We start from the raw sequence: 2843 nt of genomic DNA, 5'->3' as shown, positions 1-2843 counted from the left end.
GCCGCGACAGCTCCTTGCGCGCCGCCCGCTGGTCCGCCGCCGACGACGGGGCCTTCACGGTCGCCGCGGCCGTCGGGGCGGCAGCCGCCGCGCTCTGCCGGTCGCGCCGCTGGAGGTACTCCTCGATCCCGCCGACCAGGTCGGTCAGCCCGCCGTCGCCGAACAGCGCCACGACCTTGTCGCACACCCGCTCCACCAGGTACCGGTCGTGCGAGATCACCACCAGCGTGCCCGGCCACGAGTCGAGCAGGTCCTCCAGTTGCTGGAGGGTGTCGATGTCCAGGTCGTTGGTCGGCTCGTCGAGCAGCAGCACGTTCGGCTCGCCCATCAGCAGCCGGGCGAGCTGCAGGCGCCGCCGCTCGCCGCCGGACAGGTCGGCGACCGGGGTCCACTGCCGCTGCGAGGAGAACCCGAACCGCTCGGCCAGCTGCGACGCGGACAGCTCCATCTTCCCCAGCACGATCCGCCGCGCCACCTCCTCGACGGCCTCCAGCACCCGCATCGACCCGTCCAGGTCGTGCAGCTCCTGGCTCAGGTGCGCGAGCTTGACCGTCTGCCCCTCGATCCGCTTCCCGCCGCCGTCCAGCTCCCGCTCACCGGCGAGCGCGCGCAGCAGCGTGGTCTTCCCGGACCCGTTGACGCCGACGATGCCGATCCGGTCGCCGGGACCCACGCGCCAGGTCAGGTCGCGCACCAGCGTGCGGTCACCGACGGTGAGGGTGGCGTTCTCCAGCTCCACGACCGTGCGCCCCAGCCGCCGCTTGGCGAACGCCATCAGCTCCACGGTGTCGCGCGGCGCGGGCACGTCCGAGATCAGCGCCTCGGCGGCCTCGATGCGGTAGCGCGGCTTGGACGTGCGGGCCGGGGCGCCCCGGCGCAGCCAGGCGAGCTCCTTGCGGGCCAGGTTGCGGCGCTTCTCCTCGGCGGCGTCGGCGAGCCTGCCGCGCTCGGCGCGCGCGTACACCCAGTCCGCGTACCCGCCCTCGTATTGCTCGACGCGCCCGCCGACGACCTCCCAGGTGCGGGAGCAGACCGTGTCCAGGAACCACCGGTCGTGGGTCACCACGACGAGCGCGGTGCGCCGGGACAGCAGGTGCTCGGCCAGCCAGCGCACGCCCTCGACGTCCAGGTGGTTGGTGGGCTCGTCGAGCACCACCAGGTCCAGCTCCTGCACGAGCGCGGCGGCCAGCGCGACGCGGCGCCGCTCGCCGCCGGACATGGTGCCGACCGGCGAGTCCAGCCCGAGGGCGGTGATGCCGAGGCCGTCGAGCACGGACCGCACGCGCGGGTCGGCGGCCCACTCGTGCTCGGCGGCGAAGTTCAGCGGCGCGATCACGGCGTCGCGCACGGTGGAGCCCTCGGCGAGCGTGGTGCGCTGGGTGACCACGGCCATCCGCAGCCCCCGGTTCTGGCTGACCCGCCCGTCGTCGGGCTCGGCGATGCCCGCCAGCACCTCCAGCAGGGTGGTCTTGCCGCCGCCGTTGAGGCCGACGACGCCGATCCGGTCCCCCTCGCCCACGCCCAGGGACACCCCGTCGAGCAGCGGACGCACACCGAACGACTTGGAGACGTTCTCCAAGTTGACCAAGTTGGCCATCAACTCACCTTTAAGTAGTTAAGCGTGGACCTCGGGCGGCGTGGGGCGAGGTGACTCCTCGGCCCCGACCACCCGCGCGCCGGGCACCGGCCCCTGGGCTACGCGCACCGTGCGGCACACGCCCGCCCCCGCCAGCTCCGCCGCCACCCGCACCGCCGTGTCGCCGTCCTCGCACAGGAACGCGCAGGTCGGCCCGGACCCGGACACCATGCCCGCCAGCGCCCCCGCGTTGACCCCGGCGCGCAGCGTGCGCCGCAGGTTGGGCCGCAGCGACACGGCGGCGGCCTGCAGGTCGTTGCCCAGCAGCAGCGCGAGCTGGCGCGGGTCGCCGGAGGACAGGCCCTCCAGGACGGCCTCGGCCTCGCCCACGCGCGGCGGGTTGCCCTCGGCGCGCAGCCGGTCCAGCTCGCGGAACACCTCGGGCGTGGACAGCCCCTGCTTGTCGAACGCCAGCACCCAGTGGAACGGGTGCTTGCCGAGCACGGGCACGAGCCGGTCGCCCCGGTCGGTGCCGAGCGCGGTGCCGCCGTAGAGCGCGAACGGCACGTCGGCGCCGATCCGCCCGGCCAGCTCGGCCAGCTCGTCGCGGGTGGTGTCGAGCTTCCACAGGGCGGCCAGCGCGACGAGGGTGGCCGCGGCGTCGGCGGAGCCGCCCGCCATGCCGCCCGCGACCGGGATGGCCTTGCGGATGCTGACCCTGACCTTGACGTCCTCGGGGTCCCGGCCGGTGTGCTCGGCCAGCACCCGGACGGCCTTCCAGGCGAGGTTGGACGGGTCGGTGGGCACCGACTCCGCCCCCTCCCCGCGCACCTCGACCCCTGGGTCGTCGGAGGCGCCGACGGTGACCTCGTCGGTCAGCGACAGCGCCTGGAAGATCGTGACGAGGTCGTGGTACCCGTCGTCGCGGAGGTCGCCCACGGCCAGGTGCAGGTTGACCTTGGCCGGGACGCGGACGGTGACCGGAGGTGGGACTACGGCGAGCACAGGTGAAGCCTACGGGCGCGACGGGGGTGCGCGCTGCCGCCCCGCGCGCGGAACGCCCCTCACCCGTGCGGGCGAGGGGCGTTCCGGTGCTGGTCAGCGCGCGTCAGACGGGCAGGACGGCGCCGTTGAAGGTCTTGGTGATGTAGTCCTTCACGTCCTGCGACTGGAGCAGCTCGGCCAGGTCCTTGATCCGCTTGTCGTCCTTGAGCTCGGCGCGGGTGACCAGGCCGTTGGCGTTCGGGTTGCCCTCGGCCTTCTCCAG

The 2843-nt window shown here is 74.1% G+C and carries 3 protein-coding genes; all 3 read right to left on the bottom strand.

Going from position 1 to position 2843, the window contains the following annotated elements:
- Positions 1-1597 (bottom strand): ABC-F family ATP-binding cassette domain-containing protein (locus tag ACTUAL_RS24030; protein WP_440901840.1); only part of this gene is annotated, 1597 nt, incomplete at its 3' end.
- Between the two features lie 18 nt (positions 1598-1615).
- Complete coding sequence (locus ACTUAL_RS24025; RefSeq protein ID WP_096491431.1) at positions 1616-2581, bottom strand: 4-(cytidine 5'-diphospho)-2-C-methyl-D-erythritol kinase; 966 nt, start codon at positions 2579-2581, stop codon at positions 1616-1618.
- 103 nt (positions 2582-2684) lie between these two features.
- Positions 2685-2843: a MetQ/NlpA family ABC transporter substrate-binding protein gene (locus ACTUAL_RS24020; RefSeq protein WP_440901841.1), complete on the bottom strand. Its 159-nt coding sequence runs from the start codon at positions 2841-2843 to the stop codon at positions 2685-2687.

The sequence above is a fragment of the Actinosynnema sp. genome (genome assembly GCF_052038725.1).
The sequence above is the reverse complement of the archived record's forward strand: the minus strand, read 5'-3'. Positions and strand labels throughout refer to the sequence as shown.